This is a genomic window from Streptomyces sp. NPDC025833 (assembly GCF_055558055.1).
Genome location: NZ_JBVHNF010000001.1, coordinates 1 through 23,115 on the forward strand (window position 1 = coordinate 1; position 23,115 = coordinate 23,115).

Consider the following 23,115-nt stretch of genomic DNA (forward strand, 5'->3'; position numbering starts at 1 on the left):
CGACCGGCTCGTACGCGTTGCCGGGCTCCGGTGGGCGATCGAGGAATGCTTCCAGGCGGCGAAGAACGAGTGCGGCCTGGACCAGTACGAAGTCCGCCGCTACGTCGGCTGGATGAGGCACATTACCCTGGCCATGCTCGCGCATGCCTTTCTCGCGGCCACGGCGGCACAGGCGGCGGCAAAGGGGGATGCAGAAACGGTTCCACCCTGGTTCCGCTCACCGTGGCAGAAGTCCGCCGGCTCCTGGCAACTGGCCCCGCACACCAGCCCCGCCCGCCTCGCATCCATGCGCTGAGATGGTCACGATGGCGGCGAAGGCGTCAGGCCGTGGCCCGGCACTGTCACTACCGACGACGATGTCATTCGTTGGAGGGGCGGTCCGGCAAGACCGCCCCTGACGTTCCAGCAGCCCACTACACTCCCGGCGATGCCTGTGACCAGGCAAGATAGCGAAACGCTGCTGGAGTACTAGCGCGACCCGGCCGCCCGCCGGGAAGCCACTGGTCTCCTGCCGCCGCCGGTCCTCGCCCACGCCGCGCTGCTCGCCGAACTCGTCCGCTTCCCGGCGCTGACATCAACCAGCTCGCGCTCGCGGCCCGTATCGACACCGGCGAGCCCGAAGCCGCCGGCGCGCTCGCCCTCTTCCTCGCCCGCGTCCGGCCTGAGGATTACTGACCTCGGCCGCAACTGCCCGGTGACCCGTGACCGCGAACCCGGACCGACTGACATCGAAGCTGGACCAGTCACCGAGTCCGCCGTCGGCCGGAGCGGCCGACGGGTCGGGTGCCGGGCGGGCCGGTGTCGGAGGGGACGGGACCTTGGTCCCGTGTGGAGTGCTCCCGAGGGGATATCCGTATGTCGCCGGTCGTCCGCGCGGAGCAACCGGCGGGCAGCTTCGGCGGAACCCCCCTCGGGCCTTCCCTGACACCACCAAAAGCAAAGGACGCACACCACCATGGGTATCATCGCCTGGATTCTCATCGGCCTCATCGCGGGCGCCATCGCCAAGGCACTCACGCCCGGCAAGGACCCGGGCGGCTGCCTCGTCACGATGCTCATCGGTATCGTCGGCGGTCTGCTCGGCGGCTGGCTCGGCAAGGTGATCTTCGGCGTGCACTCCATCAACGGCTTCTTCCACCTCTCGACGTGGATCGCCGCGGTCGTCGGCTCGGTGATCGTGCTCCTGCTGTACCGCCTCTTCACCGGGCGGCGGTCGCGCTGACCGCGACCGGCGATCCGCGTCCGTCCGTAGCCGCATTACTTGCCCGGGCCCGTGTCCGGACGCCGCATGTGGGACTCCGTATCCGGACAGCGAAACGGAACGGCATCGGCCCCGGGGGGGTTCGCCCCCGTGACCGGTGCCGTTCGCCGTTTCCCGGCGACAGAAGACGGACTGCCGCAGGTCAGCGCGCTGGAAGCGACCGAGGTAGTGGCTGGGAGACGAACAGCGGACGTCTCCGGGCCACGGCTCTCGTCTCGCCCTCGCCGACGACCAGAGCGGCGACGTTGTGGAACCGCTCGTCGCGCAGGACCTTGGTAGGGACGGCCTTGGCATGGTGCCCGCCAGCCATGACCAGGATCTCGGGGGCGAGCGCGGCGGCGATCCGTGCGGTCAGGTCGTACGTAAGCGCCAGCAGGTTGAACGCTGCAAACCGGGGCCGCAGCCCGTTGACGATCTCGGCGGTGCGCCCGATGCCCAGGCCGTGCGCCTCAGCGTCCAGGACGCCGACGTTGAGCCTGGCGAGGTGGGCGACGGTGGCGATGTAGCCCATGCCCAGGACCGGCAGCGTGAAATCGTTGACCCGGGCACGCCGGCCGTAGTCACGTAAGGGTGCGTTGACGAACAGGCAGTCGAGCACCCGGTCCGGGCTGGCTCCGGCTATCAGGGTGCGGTCAGGGACCGGTGCGCTCAGCGGTGCGGGCATGCGCCCCCCAGGTGAGTGTGGCCAGGGTAAGAGTGTGCAGGTCAGCGCGTTCGGAGCCGGCAAGGCGGCGCCAGGACTTCTCGAGGGCTCGGCCGGTCCTGTCGCGCAGCGGCCAGTCCAGGGACGGTGCGATACGCGCCGCCCAGGTACGCACGGCGAGGTCAGAGTGCGGGTAGACGGCGAAGTCGCCGGTGTAGTCGGCCGCGGCGGCATGGGCCGTCCACGGGCCGATGCCCGAGACACTCATCAGAGCGGCGGCGAGCCCGTCCGGCGACAGCTGCACCCAGTCCTCCTCGTGGCGCAGGATCGCGTCCACGGCCGCCCGCAGCTTGGGCCGGTGCAGCTTCGCACCCACCGCCGCGAACAGGCCTACGCCGTCAGCGCGCGCCCCAGATCCAGCTCACGGCCGTCCGCATCCACGAGCGTAAGATCCACTGCCGCTCCCGCGCTGTGCGGCGCGATCTCCGGTGGCGAGGCGAAACGGCTCGTCGCCGACCGAATTTGCTCGTCGGTCCATCCAGGCTGCTCAGCTCGCAAGCTCGCCGCGTATTTCTCGACGTAGCGGCGCTGCGACGCCCAGAGGGCGGTAGCCCTCGACCACCAAGAGCCCCAGGCCGGTCGGCAAGAGCTGAGACCTTGCCGTGGTCAGCGCGGCAGTGTGATCCGGAAGCGCAGGCGGCAGATGACCGCCTCGGTGTGGCGGCGGATGGCGCGGTCCAGGACTGCGCCGCGCCGGTTCTGCAGCAGGCGCTGCCATGCCTTGGGCAGGTGCATTTCGGGGATCAGGACCACCAAGTGGTCGTGGCCCTCCTCGGCACCGAGGGCGCACAGGTAGTCGACGATCGGCCTCGTCAGTGACCGGGTGCGGCTGTGCAGGACGGTGAGCGGCACGTCGGGTTGCCAGGTGTTCCATGCCTGGCGGACCTCATCGGCGGAGGGCGCTTCCGGATCCTCGGGGTGGACCACCGTGACGGCGCGTACCTGATCACCCAGTGAGAGGGCGGCGCTGATCGCCTCCTGGGTGAGTTTGTTGACCGCTCCCACCGGAACGACGACGAGGGAGCGGCGGTATTCCGGGCGGGCGGGGACCTCACCGAGGTGCAGGGCTGCGCCGATGCGCTGGTAAGTGTGGTGGACCGCTTCGAACAGCATGACCAGTACCGCGACGGTGACGAGGACGAGCCAGCCGCCTTCGTGGAATTTGGACACCATCTCGATGACCAGGGCCGCGGCGGTCAGAAGTGCGCCCAGACCGTTGAGGGTCGCGCGTCCGAGCCATCCGGTGTCGCCTTCCTCATGCCAGTGCCGGACCATGCCGGCCTGGGAGAGGGTGAAGCCGATGAAGACGCCGATGGCGAAGACCGGCACGAGCTTTTGCGTGTCGCCTTCGGCAGCGATGAGCAGGACTGTGGCGATCGCTGCGAGGGCGACGACGCCGTAGCGGTAGACCTGCCGGTCGGCGCGCAGCCCGAAGACGTGGGGCAGATGGTTGTCCCGGGCCAGCAGCGAGGCAAGCACGGGCATGCCTCCGAAAGAGGTGTTGGCTGCCAGCGCGAGCAGCACCATGGTGGCGAACTGCACAATGAAGAAGCCGATGTTGTGGCCAAGGGATGCCTCGGCCAGCTGCGCCAAAACGGTCTTGGTCCCGCTCGGCGCGACGTGGTACTTGCCGATCAACACCGACAGGCCGATCAGCATCGCGCCCAGCAGCCCGCCAAGGGCGAGCTCGGTGCGCTGGGCCCGCCTGACCCGGGGGCTGCGGAAGGTGGGAACGGCATTGGCGATCGCTTCCACCCCCGTCAGGGCCGAGCACCCGGAGGCGAAGGCGCGCAGGAGCAGCAACACTCCGACCGTCTGGACAGCGGGCGAAGCGGTGGGGTGCACGGGCTGGACAACCGGGTGCGAGCGCAGCAGGCCGCCCAGGATCACCGCTGCGATGGCCGCGATGAACACCACGGTCGGGGCGATCATCACCCTCGCCGACTCGGCCACCCCGTACAAATTGACTGCGGTGATCAAAAACAGGACCACGAGGCACAGCAGGACACGTTCGCCGTACAGAGAGGGGAAGGCCGAGGTGAGCGCCGCGATGCCGGCGGAGACCGAGACCGCGACGTTCAGTACATAGTCGATGATCAGCGAGGCGGCGGCAATCAGGCTCAGGCGCCGTCCCAGGTGGCGCCCGGCCACCGCATACGCGCCGCCGCCGTTGGGGAAGGCGGCGATCACCTGACGGTAGGAGAACGTCAACGCGGCCAGAAGCACAACAATCGCCAGCGTGACCGGCAAGGTGAAGCCGAGACCTCGGCTGCCGGCCACTGCCAGCACGACCACGATCGCCTCCGGCCCATAGGCCACGGACGCCAGAGCATCCAGCGACAGTGCCGCCAGCCCCTGCGGCACCGTCAGCCGGTCCCGCTCCCCGCGCTCGGTTCCGGAACCTGGCAGACGGCCGCCCCAGCCGTCGGCATTCTCAGCGCGTGCGGACACCAGGCCCCTCAAGTTCTGCCAGCCAGTCGAATCCCCCCGACTCTAGGACGCCGGGTGCCCGCTTCCCTGCTCAGGGCGCCAGAAGAGCGTGAAGCGCACCCGTGTGGCGCCGCCGGTGAGCGCCTCTTGCCGGTGGCGGTGCAGGACCACCGCGGGCGACCTCAGCCCCGTGAGGTGCTGCAGGTCCCCGCCCGCACGCCGCAGGGACATAACAGACACAGCGTGGTAAGCAGGTAACGGGAGGTACGCCGGTGACCGGTTTTCCGCTTCGTGACCGCATCGCGCTGGCAACAGCCGTGGCCGGACCGCTGCTGCTGGCGCTCCTCCTCGTGCCGTTCCGGGGCGGGGTGTCGAGCACGAACCTGGCCCTGATCCTGGTGGTGGCCATCGTCGCGGTCGCCTCTGCCGGCAACCGCCTCGCCGGCGGCCTGGCAGCCCTGTCCTCGGCCGTGTGGTTCGACTTCTTCCTCACCCGCCCCTACCAGAGCTTCACCATCAACAGCGGCGCGGACATCGCCACGGCGGTCCTGCTGCTGGCCGTGGGACTGGCCGTATCGCAGCTGGCCGCCCGTGCGCGGCGGCTGAAGGTACTCGTCGTCACGGATGCCGACTACCTGGCCCGCGTCCACGACACCGCCCGGCTCGCCCAGACCGCCAGATCCGCCGACGCGGTGGTCGACCACGTCAAGCAGCAAGTCACCGAGCTGCTGCAACTGCGGGGATGCCGGTTCGAGTACGGCTCTCTCCTCGGCCACCCTGCCCGTCTTGAACAAGACGGGCAGCATCACCGTCGGCCGCAAACGCTGGGACTTCGACCAGCGCGGCTGGCCCCACCAAGAAATCGAACTGCGAGCCAGCGCAGGCGGCCACTTCCAAGGCAGGTTCATGCTCACGCCCGCTCCGGACACCCGCCCCGATCTCCAAGCTCGCCTGGTCGCCGTCACCCTCGCCGACCAGGCCGCTGCCGCCCTGGACACGGCGAGGCCCAGCCCACAGGAGCAATAGCCTCCGGCCTCCTTGTACCAATCCCGGTACCGGACCCAGCCCTTTGACCAGCAACAACGTCGCTTGCAGCTGCGGGACCGACCGCCTGCTCGCAGATCTCTGCAGGAGGCGCTGCTCCGTCATGGAACCGTCCTTCACTTGACTACCGCGCCTGGCAGGCCGTCGTGGCGCTTGAGCCGTGACGGCCGCAGTATGGGAATCGGATCAGCGGCCGGATACGGGCCGGTCCGGGCTCGTACATGACCGGATCGGGAAGGTGGTCGGCGGTGGCTCGCGCTACCGGAGCTGGTGGAGGCCATGAACGCCCTCACGTCCGAAAGCCTCCTCGACCACGAGCGCGTGGAGCGGGAGGTAGTGGCCCGCGACCAGCAGGTCGTCAACGACTACAGCAAGGACTTGCAGCCCATGGCTGTGCGCAACGCGCGGGCGTACCTGCCGGAGAGGCCCCTGCGCGTCGCCGCACCGCACCGCCACCGCCGAGCACGACCATCTGTACCGGCTGGCCCAACTCCTACCGCCGGTGGGCGGGGTGATCTCTGACCATCTTCCGCCCGGCGTGCAGCGGGTGCTCGCCCGCCTCGGGGACGTGGCGGTTGCCGTGTTCGCGGCGGACTGGCAACTGGTGGGGTGGAACCGTGGGTGGGCGGCCCTGCTGGGCGACCCTGCCGCCTCGCCGCCTCGGCTGCGCAACTTCGCCCACGACCGGTTCCCGGTGGACGTCGGCCCCGCCCGCCTCGCACTGTGGCCGGTGACCGAGGCAGACCGCGACGCCACCGATGCCGCCGTCGTCTCCGATCTGCGCCGCGCGACCGGCCGATTCCCCCATGACAGTCGCTTGGCCACACTGATCCGTGAACTGAACACAGGTAACACGAGGTTCGCCGAGCTAAGGGCGACTGGTGAGGTGGCCGCGCACCGCGAGGACCACAAGGCAATCGATCACCCGTCGATGGGCCCGGTCATGGTCGACTGCGACGTCCTGACCGACGGCGACTCCAAGCTCAAGATCGTCATCTTGACCGCCATGCCCGGCAGCGAGGACGAGACGCAGCTCACCACGGTCACCGGTCCACCGGCCACAACGCGCCCGGACCCGTACTGACGGAACTGCGGCTCATCGAAGTAGTGGAGGTCGTCGTGTGGGACTTCGACCCGGTGCTGTCGGCGGCGAGGGCCTCGGACGCCGGCCGCGTCCGAAAGCACGGCTTGGAGAGTGTGATGGCCGCCGCGCAGGGCGTGGAAGCCCGGCGCGAGCTGGTCGGCAAACGCATCACCGCCCGCATCTCCCCCGCTGACGCTCCCGGCTTGGCCGGCACCCGCGACAAACCCTAGATGATCGATTCCAAGGGGTCAGCGATCGTAGGCGGCCTGCAGCGGGCGTGACCTTTCCGGCCAGCCTTCTGCGTGGGCGCGCAGCAGTGGACGGAGACCGGCGTGGCGGGTGCGGGCGGTACGGGCGCCGGGCCTGTCGTCATGCCGTGTTGCGGCATCCGGTGAGGAGAAGGGCGACCATGCGCTTGGCGTCGGCCTGGTCGTAGTCGGGGCCGGTGATGCAGAGGTTTCCTATGGCGCGCATGAGCGTGTAGGCGGTGATGCCGGGGCGAAGTCCGTCGTCGGCGGCGCAGGCGTCCAGCAGCGTCGCGCAGGCCGGGACCAGAGTGTCGAGCATGAGGGCGTGGAGGCTTTCCAGCCCCGGTTCTCCGGACCCCAGCGCCGCGCCGAGGCCGTGCTTGGTCACCAGGAAGTCCACGAACGCGTCCGTCCACAGGGTCAGCGCGGTGAACGGCGAGGCGGACTCCTCGAGGAGCCGGGGCGCGAGAGCGGCACAGGCGTCGATCTGGTGCCGGTAGACGGCGGTGACGAGGTCCGCGCGGGTCGGGAAGTTCCGGTAGACCGTGCCGACGCCGACCCCGGCGCGTTCGGCGATGTCACGGACGGGTGCCTGGATGCCCTGCTCGACGAAGACCACCGTGGCGGCCTCGAGTACGCCGCTGCGGGTGCGCTGCGCCTGTGCTTGGCGTACCCCGACCGACTCCGGCACAGATGCCTCCCTTTACTCGCGGAACAATGTTCCGCTAAGTTGGCGGAACGTCGCTCCGCCAAATTATGGCAGAGCCGCTCCGCAGAGAAAGCACAGGTCTCCCATGTCTTCGCGCCCCCTCGGTCGGCAGATCGTGTCGGTCAAGCCCATCACCGTTCCCGCACCTGGCCGCGGCATCGACCTGCAGGTGAAAGTCACCACCCCCCGGTCAGGCCAGGACTTGCCCGTGATCGTCTTCTCCCACGGCAACGCGTGGTCCCTGGACGGGTACGAGCCCCTCGTCGACCGGTGGGCCGCCGCCGGATTTGTCGTGGTGCAGCCCACCCACTTGGACTCCCGCCGCAACGCCATCGGCTGGGACGATCCGCGCTTCGCCACCATCTGGCGCGTGCGGATAGCCGATCTCCACGCGATCCTCGACAACCTCGGCAGCATTCTGGCGCAGGCCGACCTGGAGGCCCGCGTCGACCGTGAGCGCATCGCCGTGGTCGGCCACTCCTGGGGCGCCCAAACCGCGGGCGCCATCCTCGGTGCCCGCGTACTCGACGCCGAAGGTCTTCCCGGAGAGGACCTCTCCCACGCCTCGGTGTCGGCCGGCGCGCTGATCGCCGCGACCGGAACCGGCGACACCCTCACCCCGTTCGCCGCCGAGAACCTCCCGTTCATGAAGCCGGACTTCTCCACGATGGTCACCCCGGCCCTGGTCGTCGCGGGCGGCAAGGACCGGTCGCAGCTCTCCACCCGGGGGCCGGAGTGGTTCACCGACGCCTACCACCTCAGCCCGGCTCCCAAGAGCCTTCTCACCATCGCCGAGGCCGAGCACACCATGGGCGGCATCGCCGGCGAGAGGGTCGCCGAGACCACCGACGAGGATCCCGCCCGCGTCGTCCTCCTCGCCGACGCGATCTCCGCCTACCTCCGCGCGACCCTAGGCCTCGACGGCGCCGAGTGGACCGTCCTCGGCAGCACCGCCGAGGACGGCGACGGTACGTGGAGCATCGCTGGCAAGTAAGGGCTCGCAGAGAATCACCATGCTGGTTTGATCTTCGTGGGGCTGCTGCCGGCGAGGAATGTGGTGACGTCGGCGGGTGTCCGGAACCTGGCTGTTGAGGATGGAATGGTGCAGCCGTGCTCGGCCAGGAGCGGCTGGACTTGATCGGGTATGCGCGCTGGGGGGCCAGGGGGACGGGCATGCGGCGATCGCCTCCCCTACCGGGGCAGGGCGCGGGCGAGGTGGCGTGCGTGGTCGTCCTGGCGGTTGTAGGTGGCGGCGATGTGGCGCAGGAGGTCGGCGGTGGCGCGGTCTTGGTCGTTGGGAGTGCCGGTGCGGGCGGTTCCTGGCCGGTGGCGTTGCGGGCGGTGTCCAGGGTCAGGAGGTAGCGCATGCCGTTGCGGGTCTGGGCGGTGATGGTGTCTTCGCGCGGGGCGTCGGGCGTGGCGGCGACGAGGGCGGGGTGGTTGAGGATGGCCGCGGCGACGGCCTCGGTGAGCGCGGGTTCGGGCAGGAGGTCGTCGCCGGTGGGCTCGGCGTCCTGCATGTTCCGGATGTGGGTGAGGCCGGCCGTGCTGGTGAAGGTGACGGTGTCCTCGCCCGGTCCGGCGTCCGCGGCCAGGATGTGCGGGCTGCGGCGCAGCGCGTCGGCGACGCGGGCGGCGTCCTCGTCGGCGTCGGTTAACGGACTCTTGTCCCGGTCGATCAGGTGAGCCGAAGCTCGGAAGTTGTCACCAGGTGAGCCGGGTGAACTGGCGAAAGGGGCCCGGTCGAAGCAGCCCTGTTGTCACCAGCTGGGACGGGGGAAAGCTGCCCACGGCCAGCCGCAGTTTCGGCGCGAACTTCCAGCCGTCATAGTCGAGTTGAAATGGATTTCGGCTTCCTGATGAGATGATGCGGCAACAGAGTAGTCATCTGGTTTCCGTGTGATGCGGGGGTGTCATGGGAGCAAGTGAACTCGCCGCGGCCGCTGTCGAGGTCGCCCGAAACAGCGCAAACAGGGCAGGCGCGAATCCGGCATCGGAGGCGCCGACGACACCACCGCCAGGCCGGGGACGGGGATGCCTTCGTCGAACAGCTCGGCTACCCCGTGCTCCGCCTCGACACCACACGCCTCACCCCACAGGAGGCAACCGGCCTGATCCTCCAGCGCCTGCGGCAGCCAGCCGCTACCGTCGAGCCCACCATCCCCCGCCCCCGCTGAAAACGAGCCATGAGCACCCCCAAGACCGTCCAACGTCCCATCGTGGACGTCCACATCATCGTCCGCCAGAGCGACAAGATCCTGCTGTCCCAGCGCGGCGGCCCATACGGCCACGGCCAGTAGCACGCCCCGTCCGGGAAGCTCGACCCCGGCGAAACCCCCGCCCAGGCCGCCGTACGCGAACTGCCCGAGGAAACCGGCCTCAACGCCCGGCCCGACGCACTCAACCTGGCCCACTGCTTGACTCTGTCGGGAATCTTGGAGTTTCCCGGTGCGGCAGCATGGTCAACGGGCATGCTCGGCGCGTGACGGGCGTCCGGGGCTTTCGCCTGCTCAACTGGCCACCGTCTGCGTGCTGCAGTTGCTGCTCGGCCTGTCGGACCGGCAGGCTGCCGAGACGGTCCGCTGCCGCATCGACGTAGCTGGACGATCCCGGCTTCCACCACAGTGTCCTGGCCGACTTCCGCGACCATCTCACGGAAGACGACTGCTGACCGCCTCCTCAACCTCGCGCTGGCCCGCCTCACGGAGGCCGGACTGGTGCGCGAGCGCACCACGCAGCGCACCGACTCCACCCATGTCCTGGCCGCGGTGCGTGACCTGACCCGCCTGGAGGTGATCACCGAGGCGGTCCGTGCCGCACTCGAAGAGGTCGCCGGCATCTGCCCGCGCCTGTTGGACGAGCTGGTCGATGAGGACTGGGGGCTCTGCTACGGGCGGCCCGTCCGTCTGGGCAAGAATTCCACCAAGCCCATGACCCGGATCCTTGCCACCGGAAGCAAAGCCGTCCGGCTTCTCGAACACCTCCACCGGCACGGAACGGACCGCGCGTCCGGTCCTCGCGTCCAGGCCCTGCGCCAGATCATGGTGCAGAACCACCGCTGCGACGCCGCAGGGCACCTGCGCTGGCGCACCTCTGAGAAGGACGGCGGGCCCGGACTACCGCCCTCGTCCCGGGCGATCGTCTCTCCCTACGGCACCTCGGCCCGCTACGCACGGCACGGGCACATCATCAGCTGGAAGGGGTTCGCCGGTCACCTGACCGAGACCCGCGCTCCCGAGGGCCCCAACGTGATCACGGATGTCGCCACCACCGCGGCCTCCACCCACGGTAGTCAGGTGCGAGTTCGCCCACGGACACGGCGTGCGACGCCGCCGCTACCGAGGACAGGGAAAGGCCCACGTCCAGCACGTCCTGACGGCCATCGCCGTCAACATCGAGCGCCTCAGCGGATTGCCACCGACCGAGGACCTACCTACGCCCCGCCGACCGACTGCCTTCCAGAACTACCTCGACCAACACAGGATTCCTTGCCCGACGTCCTGGCGAACCGTGGGTGGTTGACTGCGGCGGCTACAAGATCCCTGACAAAGTCAAGCTAGGACTGTGCGGCGGCGGAGAGCGTGTCCGTGTGCGGCGAGACCCGCGGCCAGTGCGCGCGCAGGGTGCGGACCGTCTCGGCGATGGCCGGGCGGCGGGCCGCGCCGGTGCGCCACAGGGCGTACAGGCGGCGTACCGGCATCGGGTCGAGCGGTACCTCCACCACCCCAGGCGGCAACGGGCCCCGGCCCAGGCGGGGGATCAGGGAGATGCCGAGCCCGGCGGCGACCAGGGCGACCAGCGTCGGGTTCTCCTCGGCCTGGTGGACGATCTCCGGTTCGTGCCCGGCGGAACGCAGGGTGCGGACCAGCCAGTCGTGGCAGACCCGCCCCGGCGGCTGGCAGACCCACCGCTGCCCGCCCAGCTCCTGCCGCCGCACGGCCGTCCGCCCCGCGAAGGGATGCCCATCGGGGACGACCAGAGCGCACGGGTCGTCGCCGATCACCGCCTGCTCCACACCCGCCGGCGCGGGCAGCGGGGCGATGTCCCAGTCGTGTGCGACGACCAGGTCGACGGCGCCCTTGGCCACCAGAGCCACTGACAGGTGCGGGTCGACCTCGCTGAGCCGTGTGTCCAGCGCGGGGTGTCGTACCGCGAGTTCGGCCAGGACGGAGGGCATGAGGCCGCGCGCCGCCGACGCGAAGGCGGCGACGGTCAGCCGACCCGCCGGAATCCCGCGCCGCTCCTCCAGACGGGTTTCCGCCCGCTCCACGAGGGCCAGCAACTCGGCGGCTGTCTCCACCAGTTGGTGTGCCTCGTCGGTGAGCCGCACTCCGCGTCCCTCCCGCTCCAGCAGCACGGTGCGCGTCTCCCGCTCCAGCTTGGCGATCTGCTGGGACACGGCGGAGGGCGTGAAGCCGAGCGCTGCGGCGGCCGCGGCGACGGTGCCGTGCACGGAGACGGCGTGCAAAGCGCGCAGGCGCTGCAGATCGAGCACGGTGGGCTCCTCATCGGTCGATGATTAGTGATGCTTCATCCAACCATGCAACAATCATCGCTGGTGCTACATGGTCGTCGCAGACGATCCTCGACCCATGCGACCTCCCCACCTTTTCCTCGCGGTGCTCGTCGCGGCCGTCTGGGGCGTGAACTTCACCGTCATCGAGATCGGCCTCGACCACTTCCCACCGCTGCTCTTCTCCGCCCTGCGCTTCCTGGTGGCCGCGCTGCCCGCCGTGTTCTTCGTGGGCCGCCCCAAGGTGGCGTGGAAGTGGATCGTGGCGGTGGGACTGGTTCTGGGCGTGGCCAAGTTCGGCCTGCTCTTCATCGGTATGGACGCGGGCATGCCCGCCGGGCTGTCCTCGCTGGTGCTGCAGATACAGGCCGTCTTCACGGCCCTGTTCGCCACCGTCGCCCTCGATGAACGCCCCACCGGAGTAGAGCTCCTCGGCATGCTGATCGCCCTCGCGGGCATCGGCGCCGCGGCCGTCGACGAGGGGACATCCGGCCCGTTGGGCGCCTTCCTGACCGTCGTCGCCGCGGCAGCCTGCTGGGGCGTGTCCAACGTCCTGACCCGCAAGGCGGCCCCGCCCGACGCCTTGAATTGGATGGTCTGGGTGTCGACGGTGCCGGTGCTGCCGCTGCTGCTCCTCTCCCTCCTCACCGAGGGCCCCTCCGCCGAACTCGCCGCGCTGCGCGGCTTCGACTGGGCGGGCGCCGGAACGCTCCTCTACGTCGCCTGGGGCGCGACCGTGTTCGGCTTCGGCGCCTGGGGGTGGCTGTTGCGCCGCCACCCGGCGTCCACGGTCGCGCCGTTCTCGCTGCTCGTCCCCGTCTTCGGGATGTCCGCAGCGGCCCTGTTCCTCGACGAGTCGGTCAGTTTGCTGCGCTGGTGCGCGGCCGCGCTGCTGGTGGGCGGGGTGGCACTCACCACGCTCACCCCGGGACGCCGGACAGCCGCCACCGGGAACGAGGCCCGCACCACCCCCCGACGCACCCTCACGGACGCCTGAAGGGGCCGGCCGGCCACCGGCCGACCGGCACGCTCATTTGTTGTAGCCCCCGCTGTAAGACGACGGAGCACCCACGCGTCGGCGGGGAAGATTCTGCGACAGGCTTCCGGTCTTCCTCCCCCTTATGAGCTCATCGTGCTCGCTGTGCGTATCGGCCGACGTGTGCCGCACGTGGAGCCCGCTGGCCGCCCATCTGACCGTTCCGCCCGACCTTGACCTCGGCGGCCGGGCGGGGGCCTTGCGACGGCGCAGCGGTGCCCAGTCGCCCAGGGTGGCTCCAGTGGCATGCGACGGCAGCCAGCGGGCCTGCGCCAGGAGGTGCTCCCGGGCCCGGCTGGTCTGCGCGGCCCACGCCGGCCCGCCATGGTCCAGGACGGCGAACGTCAGGTTGACCGGAGGGTCAGAGGGTGCCGGTGATGGACCTGGAGCCGAATGTCCCGGCGATGCCCGAAGTGTTGACCTGCCTGGTCGGTGCCCAGTCGCCACCGGCGTGGCGGATGGTGTGCACCACGCGGTTGTCGGAGGTGGTCGCGGCGAACTGCAGCTCTCCGTTGACAGTGGCCACGCCGAGGGACTTGGTTCGGAGATTGCCGAGTTGGCCCGTCAGCTCTCCGAGGGGTTGCCAGTTTTCGTCGGCGTAGCGGATCGAGTGGTACTGGCGGCTGCCCTGATCGGTGGCGATGACGGAGTGCACCTCGTCGCCGATACCGGCCATGGACACGGAGGAGAGGGGGCCGGTCGTGCCCGTCGCCTGTGCGATGTCGCCCAGCCGGTCCAGTGACCGTCGTCGGTGCGAGAGGTGTGGTACGCCTTGCCGCCGCTGACGGCGACGACATGGAGACGGCCGCCGGCACTGGCGCTGGCTGCGGCCGTGACCGTGCCGACCGGGCCGACGACCGAAGCGATGTCGGCGAACTGCGTCCAGCGGCCGTCGGAGCGGCGCAGGGTGTGGAAGATCCGCCGTCCGCCACGACGACCACGTGCAAGTCGGTGCCGATGGAGACGGCGCAAATCCGGGTCACGTCACTGGGGACACCCGCGACGGCGCCGATATCTCCGAAGCCGCTCCATCTGCCGTCTGCCGCGCGGACGGCGTGCCGGATGCGACCGTCACCACCGAGTGCGACCACGTGGGTGTCGCCGTCGATTTCGGCAGCGGCAGCCGTGCGAATGCCGCCGATGTCCCCGAGCTTGCCCTGGACGTCGGAGAACCGGGTCCAGGAGCCGTCGGCCAGCCGGATGCCCTGGTGGAGGGTGGCTCCTGCCTGAACGAGGGTTGCAGCCTTCAGCCGGGAATGAGGGCACGTGCCTGCTGGATCCAGTCGTCCAGGTCATCGATCCGCACGGAGAGCGCGCCGGTGCGGGTTCCGGTGGCGGTACCGCGGCCGGGGCCCCTTTTCGCGGGCCCCGGCCGCGTGCTGGTCGGCCCGCACGATCGTGGAGTCCACCGAGACGGCCCAGTTGAGGTCCTCGTCCGCGTCGGACCGGGCCACCAGGGCGGTGAACACCCGCTCCCGAGTACCGTCGACTGCCCACATCCGCAGTCGGTTGGGGACGCCTCGCCCGTTGCCGTACTTCTCCGGCAGGTGGACCCACTGCGTGCCGGTCCGGGAGCAACGGCTCGATCCGCACAGACTTCGCGTCAGCCAACGGCACACCCGGGCCAACGACCGACTGATCCAAGCGAAACTGTTTAGGTCAACCCCGACTGCGGCCTGCAGACCCGCGGCTGGCCCGAGACCCGCACCTGCCTGGAGAATCTGGTCGCCGCCGCCCGCACCGTCCGCGTTGAGTTGTCCTCCTCGTGACCTGACCGGACACGGAACGGGGCCGGGGTGCCACGAGCGCCCCGGCCCGCACGGCGAACCGGGCGTGGGTGACGGTCGGGGAGTTCGCCGGAGCCGCCGAGCGCAGAGCTGCCATGCCGCCCTCGCGCCAGGCACGACGCCGTCGCTCCACCGACCGCACACTCACCCGCGGATCCTTCGCGATCACCGCCGCCTTCTCACCGCCGCCACCCTCTGCCCGGCCTGGAGCCGGATCCCCTCGCGAAACGCCCCCTGTCGGACTTCGTCGACCGCGCCCCGGCCGACGACACCACGGAGGTCCACAACGGGCCGCCGACCCGTCCGCTCCGGTCCGTGCGGAGCGCCCGCCGGGTCCACGGTGCTCCTCGGTTTCTCAGGCGACCCAGCGGGCCTTGTCCGGTCGGTTGACAGCCATGCGCGTCAGTGCCGCGGGAACGTCGTACCGGCTGGTGAACGCTTCGATCAGGACGAGGCGGTCGGTGGTGGCGTTGGCACGGGCGAGCGCGCGGTCCAGCGCGGTGCGGGTACGGGCCCGCAGCACGAGCGGATGCGACACACCGAGAGCGGACGGCACCTTGGTCCAGCGCCAGCGTGCGACGTCGTTGTACGGAGCACGCAGGCCGTGGGTGATCCGCTCGATGGTGTAGCCGTGGTTGTTGACCAGGATCACGATCGGCTTCAAGCGGTGCCGGTCGATGGTTCCCAGTTCCTGAGCGGTCAGCTGAGCCGCGCCGTCGCCGATGATCAGCACTCCGCGCCGGGAGGGATCAGCGAGTTGGGCTCCCAGCAGCGCGGGCAGACTGTAGCCGATGGAGGCCCACATCGGTTGGCCGATGAATCGTGCTCCTCGGGGGAAACGGCGGTCGGCGATGCCCAGTAGCGAGGTGCCCTCGTCGGCGACAACGGTGTGGTCCGGCCGTATGGCACCACCCACCGCGTACCAGAGGTAGGACTGGGTGAGCGGCCTGAGGGGGCGATGCGGTCGTGGCCGACCGGCCGCCGGCCGCCCGGGCAGCGCGGCCTTCACCGCGGGCGTCCGACGCGTCGGCTCCTCCGGCTCGTGGTGACCGGCAGCCGCGGGGCCGGTGTGTGCCGGGGCATGCTCTCGGACCAGATCCGTCAGCACGGCCAGACTCGTGACCAGCGGGATGTCCGGGAAGACGGCCCCGTTCACCCTCACGCTCGTGGGCCCGAGGTCGATGCCCGCCTCCGGGTCGAACCGGTATGTGAACTTGCCGGTGGTCATGTCGGCGAGCAGTACTCCGGCACGGATCAGCAGGTCTGCCTTATCGACGGCAGCACGGACATGTTTCTCGCTCATGGCCCCCGCGTACAGGCCGAGGAAGCCCGGAGCGCTCTCGTCGACGACGGTCTTGCCCGTCGCGAGGACCGCGTGGGGGAAGGCTCCGGCCCGCAGCAGGGCCGCCAGTTCCGCGCGGGCATGGAAACGGTCCACCAGGAAGTCGGCCAGCACCACCGCGCTCTGCGCGGCGGCGAGCCGAGCGCGAGCCGCGGAACGGAAAGCGTCCAGACTGCCCTGGTCGAGGGTGGGTCCGGGGGGTGCGGCCGGCGGCCGGGGCGGCGGGACGGTCGCCAAGGCGACGTCGCGAGGCACCCGGAGACAGCCGGGACGGCTCTCCCGCAGGCAGGTGGCCAGGACCCGGTCGAGTTCGCTGACGGCGTTGTCGGGGCGCAGGACGGCATCCGCGCAGACGACCTGCCGCTGGGCGCGAAGGAACCGGTCGAAGTCCCCGTCACCCATGCTGTGATGAACGGGCAGCCCGGTGCGCTCGGTGGCCTGTGTGGGTCCGACCACGATGTGCAGGACTGGTACGCGCTCCGCATAGCTGCCGGCCACCGCGTTGATCGCGCTCAGTTCCCCGACACCGAAGGTCGTCAGGAGTGCTCCGAATCCACGGGTGCGTCCGTAGCCGTCGGCCGCGTACCCGGCGCCGAGTTCGCTCGCGGCACCGACCCAGTTGACTCCCGGATGGGCGATCACATGATCGAGGACAGCGAGGTTGTAATCGCCGGCCACACCGAAGAGGTGGCCGACACCCAGGCCGTTCAGGCAGTTCAGGATGTGATCGATGACCGTCGTGCCGGCCTTCGAACGGTGCGCTTTCATCGGTCGGTCTCCTCATTTCTTGGGCGGATGACCCCACCGGACGTGTCCACGCCGTAGGAGGGCGCCGCTCATCCCGAGGTCACCGGAAGGTGCGCCGACTGCCACAGGCAGGCGCATGAGGGGGAGCGCGCGTCCGGGGATCGCTTGCTCGTGAGCCTGCTCGCGTGGTGGCAGTCTGGCGTGTGGCTCCATTGATGACTCACGACAGCGGTTGTTCATGACCGCGGGAGGCGCCTGCCGCGGCCGAACCTCGACGTCAATGAGCACGGGAGGCACCCGCCGGCACCCGGCCACGGCGCGACGACGGCAGCCACCTGCGCCCGTCGCCAGCGCTTTTGTTGCGAGCCACGGCCGAGCGGCAGACGGCATCTTGCGCGTCGCTACCGAGCTGCTGCCTGAAGTCGTGAACATCCGGCGCGGCCACCGCCTCCCGGCGACGTGAACAGAGCCAGGCGTGCGCGTGTTGCAGCGCCCTTGCAGAAGCCCCTCGGACGCTACGGCGCGGAGCGGATGCGACGGTCCGCCCGCTTGTGCCGTATCGGCGGGACACCATGATGTCGTCCATGGCAGAAAGGTTGTCGCAGCGTCTGGTCCCCGACCATTTGTGGGAGATGGTCGCATCGCTGCTCCCGGAGTTCACGCCGCGGAGGCAAGGGGGTGGCAGAGGGCCGCTGGACGATCGCAGTGTCTTCACCGCCGTGGTCTATGTGCTGTCGAGTGAGTGCGCCTGGCGTCGCCTGCCGTCGTCCTTCGCCGTCTCCCCGGCGACGGCGCACCGTCGCTTCACCGCGTGGCGCGAGGCCGGACTGTGGGAGCGGATGCGGCAAGCGGTGCTGGAGGGTGAGGGAGCCGATGACGAGAAGCAGTGGGCGTTGTCGATCGTGGAAGCGGCCGTGTCGCGCTGAGGACACGTTGCCGTGTGCGACCACCCCGCCTCGGACAGGCGGACTCGCCTCGTCACCTGCCCGCGTGCCTGGGCGGCGCGGTGAGGGAGGGACCACCGGCGCGCCGGGAGAGGTGAACGACGTCGAACTGGCCCTGTAGGTATTGGTCCTGGACACGACGCTTGTCGTACTTACCCACCGATGTCTTCGGTACCGTCGGCAGGATGGTCCAGCGTTCGGGCACCATCCAGGCGTCGACGTGGTGCGCGAGGTGGTCACGCAACTCCTCCGGGCCGACGTCGGCACCCGCGCGCAGGGACACGGCGGCCAGGGGCCGCTCGCCCCAGCGCTCGTCAGGCACCGCGACCACCACGGCTTCGAAGACGGCCGGATGCTCCATCAGCGTGTTCTCGAGGTCCACACTGGAGATGAACTCGCCACCGGACTTGATGACGTCCTTCACCCGGTCGGTGAGGGTGAGGAATCCGTCCGAGGAGATCCTTCCGATGTCACCGGTCCGCAGCCAGCCGTCGCCGGTGAAGTTGTCGGGCGGCCGGATCGGTGCGGCGTTCACTCCGCCGTGGTACGCGTAGGTGACGTCGGGACCGCATAGTTGCAGTTCGCCCATGCTTGTGCCGTCATGCGGCACGAGGACGCCGTCAGGACCGACGAGGCGGAACCTCAGCGACGGGGGGAACCGCCCCTGACTGACCCGGTAGGCCCACTCTTCGCCGGCGTCCAGTCCACCCGGAGGCACGGCCGCGCTGACCGCTCCCAGGGTTTCGGTCATCCCCCAGCCGTGCACGAACTGGATGGCGTGCCGGTCCCGGTAGGCGGCCATCAGGGCCGGCGGGCATGCGAAGCCGCCCACGAACACGGTGCGCAGGCTGCTGGTGTCGTGAGTATTCGTGTCGAGTTCCTCCAGGAGGGACGCCCACACCGTCGGTACGGCGGCGCTGAACGTGGGCCGCCCCCGCTCGATGATGCGAGCGAGCGACGCCGCCTGGGTGTGCACGTCGGGCAGCAGCAGGTCGGCTCCGGTGAGGAACGCGACGTGTGGTATGCCCCAGCCGTTGACGTGGAACATCGGTGCGATGGGGAAGAGGACGTCGCGCTGGCCGATGTCGTAATGGCTCGGGGCCACCAGTTGCAGACAGTGCAGGTACATCGCCCGATGGCTGTAGACGACCCCTTTGGGGTTGCCGGTCGTGCCGGAGGTGTAGCACACCACCGCGGCCGCGCTCTCGTCGAGTTCCTCCGCCCACGGGTAGTCGAGGGGGCCGTCGCTGATCAGTTCCTCGTAATCGTGCACCTCACCCGCGAACCCGGCGAGCAGTTCCCGGTCGCTCGCGCCGGCGACGACGATGTGCCGTACCGATCGGGACAGCTGGGGCAGCACCGGAACGAGTGTCCCGGCCAAGTCGGCGTCCACGAAGATGACTTCGTCACCGGCGTCCTCCAGCGTGTAGGCCAATTGCCCGGACGGCATCCGGGGGTTGAGCGTGTGCAGCACCGCGCCCATCGCGGGGACCGCGACGAACAGCTCCAGATGCCGGGCGTTGTTCCACATGAGGGTGCCGATGACGCTCTGCTCACCCGTCGGCCCGTTAGCGACGCGCGCACCGAGCCGGTCTCGTAACGCGTGCGCCAGACGGGCACCGCGCTCGCCCACCTCGGCGTAGCTGCGGCGGTCGAAGCCTTTCCCGTTCCACGTGGACACGCGCGAGGCGCCATGGACGCCAGAGCCGTACCGCAGGATGCGGGCGGCGGTGAGGGGAATGTCGGGCATGGTGCTCTGCACAGCGACCTCCGGTTGGGGTGTCGTGCCGGCGGACGGTCCTCTTGCCGAAGACCCTGAATTCCACGGACCAATGTATGTGCCCCCCGCTGCACACGTCCCCTCTCGAAACCGTCTCGCATGGTCGCCGGCAAAGGGAAGAATGCACCGGTCAAAGGAGACCGCTCCTGCTGACAGCATTCGGTCCGGCTCCCCGGCGATGCGCCCATCCGCCTGCCCTCGGAGAGCCGAACAGCACGGACACCTGCCGTCCCGCGCCCGGGAACCCAGCCGGGCACGGCTTGCCCCTATACCACCAGAAGAGACGCGCGGCAGTGGTCGTGAAGGTGGTGCGGACACTTACACGCCTCCCGTTCCACGCCCGCCGCATACGCGGAGCCCGCCTTGGCGGCCGACTGCTCCGTTCAATTCGCCAACACGCCTGCCGATGCCTCCCGCGCACTCCTAAATTCGCATTTCAGCGTCGGCATGACCGCCGGCGCGGCGAGGAGATACTCCGATGAGTCCGTGCGGCAGCGAACCTTATGCGTACGACGACCACGACCTGGATCCCGTCTTCCGGAAAGCACGAGCCACAGCAGGACGGTCTTCTCGCGCGGGACGGCTCCGCGAGCTGTTCGTGGCGTCCGAGTGCGTCCCGGATCCTGACGACCGGCGTTTCAGTGACCCGTCCTGGCGTACCGATCCCGCATACCGGCGGACGCTGCAGTACTACCTGACGTGCAGCCGGCTGCTTCTGGCAGCGGCGGAAGCGCCGTATCTGCCGGCCCGGCGGCGTCGGCAGGTGCAATTTCTCGCCCAGATCATCACGGAAGCCCTGGCCCCCGTGAACGTCCTCCCGGGCAATCCGGCGGCGCTGCGCCGTGGTGCGGCGACCAGGGGGGCCAGTCTGATCCGCGGTTCGGGCAACCTCCTGCACGACGTGGTGCGCCGCCGGGGCCGCCCGGCCAAGATGACGCCCGGCGCCTACCGGATGGGTGAGGACCTGGCCGCCACTCCCGGCCGGGTCGTGTACCGCAACGACCTGATGGAACTGATCCAGTACGAGGCCCAGACCACTCAGGTGCGCCAGGTGCCGCTGCTGTTCGTCCCCGCCTGGGTCAACAAGTTCTACATATACGACCTCGCTCCCGGCCGGAGCCTCGTCGAGTGGGCGGTTCGCGCTGGTTTCACCACCTTCGCCGTCAGTCTGCGCGATCCGCGGCCCGAACAGACCGGGCTCGGACTGGACGAGTACCTGCTGCGAGCCCCTCTGCGCGCCCTCGACGTCGTGCGTGACGTCACCGGATCAGCCCAGGCCCATCTGGTGGGAGTGTGCGCCGGGGGGCTGTTCGCCGCCTCCGCGGCCGCCTGGCTGGCGGCGGGGCGTGACACCGGGGTGGCATCACTGACCCTTCTGATGTCAGCGCTGGACTACGAGGACTCGGAGGGAGGTCAGAGGTCGTCCGAGGCGGAGGTGGAGGTGTTGACCCGCATGCTCTCCAACAAACAGGGCCTCGTCGACGGCGGGAAGATTAGTCTTCTCTTCGATCTGCTGCGCCCCAGGGAGACCATCTGGCAGCCGCTCGTCGACGGATGGCTCCTGGGTGAACGGCCGCGGCCCTTCGACATCTGGGCGTGGAGCGAGGACGGGATCGACGTGCCAGAGGTCCTCTTCCGGCAGACCATGGGGATCGCGGCGGACAACACCCTGGCGCATGGTCGGCTGCGGCTCGGTCAGCGGGACATCGACCTGTCCGCCGTGACACAGGACGCCTTCGTCGTAGCCGGCTCACGCGATCACATCGTCCCCTGGGAAACGGTGTACAGGAGCGCTCGGCTGCTCGGGGGTGACGTGGCTTTCCACCTGGTGCCCTCGGGACATGTCGGCGGCATCATCAATCCGCCACGTCCCAAGGCCGATTATCTCATCGGCCGGGACACTCTCCCTCCGGGACCCCAGGACTGGCTCGCCCACGCCGTGCCCCAGGGAGAGTCATGGTGGACGGCGTGGTCGAGATGGCTCGCCCCCCGTTCAGGCCCTCTCATCGCCGGTCGCACGATGGGCAGTACCCGCTACCCCGCCGGGCCCCCCGCCCCCGGAAGCTACGTGCTGCCGGCCGACGGCAAGCACACCGGCGGCCCGATTCACGCGACGGCCGCCGGTCGCGGCGCCCGGACCGCACCCTCCTCAGCCGGCCGACGGGCTCGCCGCCGGTGAACGCACGCAGCCCATCGCGCCCGGTTCCGACGGCGGCCCGGCCAACGCCCACAGGTTCTTCCTCCAGCACGACACGGACCTCTTCACCTTCGAGGAGAAGCACCATGCTCACCTTCGACCTCGGTTCACTCGTCGCCCGGTTCAACTCCGACGCGACCGACCACGAGCAGGTCGTCCTCTTCCAAGATCCCGCCTCAGACCTGAAGGGCTTCGTGGCCGTTCACTCCACCGCGCTGGGCCCCGCTCTCGGCGGCGTCCGCTTCCATTCCTACGCCGACGAGAGCCAAGCCCTGGCAGATGTGCTGAGGCTGTCACGTGGCATGTCCTACAAGAACGCTCTCGCCGGGCTCGACTTCGGTGGCGGCAAGGCCGTCCTCATCGGGGACCCCGAGCGGATCAAAACCGAGGAACTGCTGCTGGCTTACGGCCGGTTCGTGGCTTCCCTGGACGGCCGGTACGTGACGGCGTGCGATGTCGGCACTACTCCTGAGGACATGGAGGTGATCGCGGCCACCTGCTCGTGGACCGCGACCCGCACCACGGCGAGCGGCGGATCGGGCGATCCCTCGGTCTTCACAGCCCGCAGTGTCCTGCAGGCCATGAAGGCGGCGGCCGTCCACCGCTGGGGCACACCCGCCCTCCGGGGACGGACGGTCGGGATCACGGGAGTCGGCAAGGTGGGCCGCCTCCTGGTGGAGCACCTCTTCGAGGAAGGCGCCCGTGTGGTGGTCACCGACGTGCGGGGGGAGGCTGTGCGCCGCATAGCCGAGAAGTTCCCGGAGATCACCATCGTGGAGGACACCGTAAGCCTCATCCAGTTGAAGGAATTGGACGTCTACGCTCCCTGCGCGCTCGGCGGGGCGTTGAGCGACGACGTCGTCCCGCTGCTCAGCGCCGAGGTGGTGTGCGGCGCCGCCAACAACCAGTTGGCTCACCCCGGTGTGGAACGGCGGCTCGAGGAGCGCGGAATCCTCTACCTCCCGGACTACGTGGTCAACGCCGGCGGGGCGATCCAGGCGGCCGGAGGACTGCGCGGGGCCACGCTCGGTCAGACCGAGGCCAAGGTGGACAGGGTCTTCGACACCACGCTGGCGATCCTGCAACGCGCTGAGACGGAAGGCATTCCGCCAGGTGCGGCCGCTGACCGGATCGCCGAGCAGCGCATCGCCAGGGCGGCGAGCGCACGGGTCGCAGCGGGAGGCGGATCCTCACCCCGGCCCGGCCGCTTCGCCTGACCGGCGTGCGGCTCCCGCACTCTCGCGCACCGGCGGTGTCCACTCGGCGCCCTCCAGGCGTCTGCCTCATTGC

The 23,115-nt window shown here is 69.7% G+C and carries 20 protein-coding genes and 5 pseudogenes; 13 read left to right on the forward strand and 12 right to left on the reverse strand.

Annotation, left to right across the window (positions count from 1 at the left end; genetic code table 11):
- A pseudogene (locus ACZ4K2_RS00005) lies at nucleotides 1–295 on the forward strand (IS701 family transposase); the annotation flags it as partial.
- 660 nt (nucleotides 296–955) lie between these two features.
- Nucleotides 956–1,222: a GlsB/YeaQ/YmgE family stress response membrane protein gene (locus tag ACZ4K2_RS00010; protein ID WP_467769933.1), complete on the forward strand. Its 267-nt coding sequence runs from the start codon at nucleotides 956–958 to the stop codon at nucleotides 1,220–1,222.
- A 181-nt stretch (nucleotides 1,223–1,403) separates the two neighbouring features.
- On the opposite strand, the gene ACZ4K2_RS00015 is transcribed toward ACZ4K2_RS00010, so the two are convergent.
- The 4 genes and pseudogenes from ACZ4K2_RS00015 to ACZ4K2_RS00030 all read right to left on the reverse strand — a co-directional run bounded on the left by ACZ4K2_RS00015 (nucleotide 1,404) and on the right by ACZ4K2_RS00030 (nucleotide 4,415).
- Nucleotides 1,404–1,925: a cobalamin-dependent protein gene (locus tag ACZ4K2_RS00015; RefSeq protein ID WP_467477446.1), complete on the reverse strand. Its 522-nt coding sequence runs from the start codon at nucleotides 1,923–1,925 to the stop codon at nucleotides 1,404–1,406.
- Complete coding sequence (locus tag ACZ4K2_RS00020; RefSeq protein WP_467477448.1) at nucleotides 1,894–2,280, reverse strand: hypothetical protein; 387 nt, start codon at nucleotides 2,278–2,280, stop codon at nucleotides 1,894–1,896. Before ACZ4K2_RS00020 ends, ACZ4K2_RS00015 begins: the two co-directional genes overlap by 32 nt.
- Nucleotides 2,281–2,297: 17 nt before the next feature.
- Nucleotides 2,298–2,607 (reverse strand): annotated as a pseudogene (locus ACZ4K2_RS00025) (M15 family metallopeptidase domain-containing protein); the annotation flags it as partial.
- On the reverse strand, nucleotides 2,571–4,415 hold the full coding sequence (locus tag ACZ4K2_RS00030; protein ID WP_467477450.1) for an APC family permease: 1,845 nt from the start codon (nucleotides 4,413–4,415) through the stop codon (nucleotides 2,571–2,573). The gene ACZ4K2_RS00030 and the pseudogene ACZ4K2_RS00025, both read right to left, overlap by 37 nt.
- 251 nt (nucleotides 4,416–4,666) lie before the next feature.
- Between ACZ4K2_RS00030 and ACZ4K2_RS00035 the strand changes: the two genes are divergently transcribed.
- From ACZ4K2_RS00035 to ACZ4K2_RS00045, 3 genes are all read left to right on the forward strand, one after another.
- On the forward strand, nucleotides 4,667–5,467 hold the full coding sequence (locus ACZ4K2_RS00035; protein ID WP_467477453.1) for a DUF4118 domain-containing protein: 801 nt from the start codon (nucleotides 4,667–4,669) through the stop codon (nucleotides 5,465–5,467).
- Between the two features lie 473 nt (nucleotides 5,468–5,940).
- A complete protein-coding gene (locus ACZ4K2_RS00040) occupies nucleotides 5,941–6,522 on the forward strand; it encodes an MmyB family transcriptional regulator (protein WP_467477455.1) in 582 nt (193 codons plus the stop codon).
- Nucleotides 6,523–6,557: 35 nt separating this feature from the next.
- Complete coding sequence (locus ACZ4K2_RS00045; RefSeq protein ID WP_467477458.1) at nucleotides 6,558–6,752, forward strand: ATP-binding protein; 195 nt, start codon at nucleotides 6,558–6,560, stop codon at nucleotides 6,750–6,752.
- Nucleotides 6,753–6,891: 139 nt separating this feature from the next.
- On the opposite strand, the gene ACZ4K2_RS00050 is transcribed toward ACZ4K2_RS00045, so the two are convergent.
- Nucleotides 6,892–7,461, reverse strand: a complete 570-nt coding sequence (locus ACZ4K2_RS00050) for a TetR/AcrR family transcriptional regulator (protein ID WP_467477462.1) — start codon at nucleotides 7,459–7,461, stop codon at nucleotides 6,892–6,894.
- A gap of 103 nt (nucleotides 7,462–7,564) precedes the next feature.
- On the opposite strand from ACZ4K2_RS00050, the gene ACZ4K2_RS00055 reads away from it, so the two are divergent.
- Complete coding sequence (locus tag ACZ4K2_RS00055) at nucleotides 7,565–8,473, forward strand: alpha/beta hydrolase family protein (RefSeq protein ID WP_467477465.1); 909 nt, start codon at nucleotides 7,565–7,567, stop codon at nucleotides 8,471–8,473.
- 1,321 nt (nucleotides 8,474–9,794) lie between these two features.
- Nucleotides 9,795–9,965 (forward strand): annotated as a pseudogene (locus ACZ4K2_RS00060) (NUDIX domain-containing protein); the annotation flags it as partial.
- Nucleotides 9,966–10,130: 165 nt separating this feature from the next.
- Here ACZ4K2_RS00060 and ACZ4K2_RS00065 read toward each other — a convergent pair.
- A complete protein-coding gene (locus ACZ4K2_RS00065; protein ID WP_467769939.1) occupies nucleotides 10,131–10,535 on the reverse strand; it encodes a hypothetical protein in 405 nt (134 codons plus the stop codon).
- Nucleotides 10,536–10,737: 202 nt separating this feature from the next.
- Here ACZ4K2_RS00065 and ACZ4K2_RS00070 point away from each other — a divergent pair, with 202 nt between their 5' ends.
- Nucleotides 10,738–11,001 (forward strand): transposase, encoded by a 264-nt coding sequence (locus ACZ4K2_RS00070; protein ID WP_467477468.1) that lies wholly within the window; start codon nucleotides 10,738–10,740, stop codon nucleotides 10,999–11,001.
- A 34-nt stretch (nucleotides 11,002–11,035) separates the two neighbouring features.
- Here ACZ4K2_RS00070 and ACZ4K2_RS00075 read toward each other — a convergent pair whose 3' ends face one another.
- Nucleotides 11,036–11,974 carry a LysR family transcriptional regulator gene (locus tag ACZ4K2_RS00075; protein WP_467477470.1) on the reverse strand — a complete coding sequence of 313 codons (939 nt, stop codon included), beginning with the start codon at nucleotides 11,972–11,974 and terminating at the stop codon, nucleotides 11,036–11,038.
- Between the two features lie 97 nt (nucleotides 11,975–12,071).
- Between ACZ4K2_RS00075 and ACZ4K2_RS00080 the strand changes: the two genes are divergently transcribed.
- A complete protein-coding gene (locus ACZ4K2_RS00080; RefSeq protein WP_467477473.1) occupies nucleotides 12,072–12,989 on the forward strand; it encodes an EamA family transporter in 918 nt (305 codons plus the stop codon).
- A 400-nt stretch (nucleotides 12,990–13,389) separates the two neighbouring features.
- Here the strand turns inward: ACZ4K2_RS00080 and ACZ4K2_RS00085 are convergent, their stop codons facing one another.
- Nucleotides 13,390–13,704 (reverse strand): hypothetical protein, encoded by a 315-nt coding sequence (locus ACZ4K2_RS00085; protein WP_467477476.1) that lies wholly within the window; start codon nucleotides 13,702–13,704, stop codon nucleotides 13,390–13,392.
- Nucleotides 13,705–14,320: 616 nt separating this feature from the next.
- On the reverse strand, nucleotides 14,321–14,527 hold the full coding sequence (locus tag ACZ4K2_RS00090; RefSeq protein ID WP_467477480.1) for a hypothetical protein: 207 nt from the start codon (nucleotides 14,525–14,527) through the stop codon (nucleotides 14,321–14,323).
- A 159-nt stretch (nucleotides 14,528–14,686) separates the two neighbouring features.
- Here ACZ4K2_RS00090 and ACZ4K2_RS00095 point away from each other — a divergent pair.
- A pseudogene (locus tag ACZ4K2_RS00095) lies at nucleotides 14,687–14,797 on the forward strand (hypothetical protein); the annotation flags it as partial.
- A 49-nt stretch (nucleotides 14,798–14,846) separates the two neighbouring features.
- Here ACZ4K2_RS00095 and ACZ4K2_RS00100 read toward each other — a convergent pair.
- A pseudogene (locus ACZ4K2_RS00100) lies at nucleotides 14,847–15,100 on the reverse strand (IS630 family transposase); the annotation flags it as partial.
- 70 nt (nucleotides 15,101–15,170) lie between these two features.
- Nucleotides 15,171–16,925, reverse strand: a complete 1,755-nt coding sequence (locus tag ACZ4K2_RS00105) for an alpha-keto acid decarboxylase family protein (protein WP_467477483.1) — start codon at nucleotides 16,923–16,925, stop codon at nucleotides 15,171–15,173.
- Between the two features lie 563 nt (nucleotides 16,926–17,488).
- Between ACZ4K2_RS00105 and ACZ4K2_RS00110 the strand changes: the two genes are divergently transcribed.
- Nucleotides 17,489–17,830, forward strand: coding sequence for a transposase (locus ACZ4K2_RS00110; RefSeq protein ID WP_467477487.1), 342 nt, complete (start codon nucleotides 17,489–17,491; stop codon nucleotides 17,828–17,830).
- A gap of 52 nt (nucleotides 17,831–17,882) precedes the next feature.
- Here ACZ4K2_RS00110 and ACZ4K2_RS00115 read toward each other — a convergent pair whose 3' ends face one another.
- Complete coding sequence (locus tag ACZ4K2_RS00115; protein WP_467477490.1) at nucleotides 17,883–19,598, reverse strand: long-chain-fatty-acid--CoA ligase; 1,716 nt, start codon at nucleotides 19,596–19,598, stop codon at nucleotides 17,883–17,885.
- A 508-nt stretch (nucleotides 19,599–20,106) separates the two neighbouring features.
- On the opposite strand from ACZ4K2_RS00115, the gene ACZ4K2_RS00120 reads away from it, so the two are divergent.
- Entirely contained in the window at nucleotides 20,107–21,807 is a 1,701-nt protein-coding gene (locus tag ACZ4K2_RS00120; protein ID WP_467477493.1) for a PHA/PHB synthase family protein, read from the forward strand.
- A gap of 104 nt (nucleotides 21,808–21,911) precedes the next feature.
- Nucleotides 21,912–23,042 (forward strand): Glu/Leu/Phe/Val family dehydrogenase, encoded by a 1,131-nt coding sequence (locus tag ACZ4K2_RS00125; RefSeq protein WP_467477496.1) that lies wholly within the window; start codon nucleotides 21,912–21,914, stop codon nucleotides 23,040–23,042.
- The last annotated feature ends 73 nt before the right edge of the window (nucleotides 23,043–23,115 follow it).